At 64.0% G+C, this 267-nt stretch carries 1 protein-coding gene; it reads left to right on the forward strand.

Annotated elements, in window-relative coordinates; genetic code table 11:
• Positions 1-267: hypothetical protein (locus ACZ3GY_RS24120; protein WP_465912283.1), on the forward strand; the 267-nt coding region annotated here is incomplete at both ends.

Here is a 267-nt window from a genome sequence, read left to right on the forward strand (position 1 = left end):
TATGAACATGGCGATCACATCCTCTACCTCCACCTTGACCACGCTGGGCAGCCTGGATCCCTACGGCCTGGGCACCAGCGGCACTTCCAATCCGGTGACTGCAGCCAGCAATCCTGCGGCCGTAGCGCAGGCGGTCGAGCTGTCGTCGGAGGCCTCGGTGATCGTGACTTTGGGCGGCGGGTCCTCCGCCAATTCCGGCCTGACCTACAATGCGGCGGGGCTGTTTGATTCCATCGTCAATGCCGGTTCGTCGGCCGGCACCTCCAC

The sequence above is a fragment of the Pseudomonas sp. PME37.24/006 genome (genome assembly GCF_055556635.1).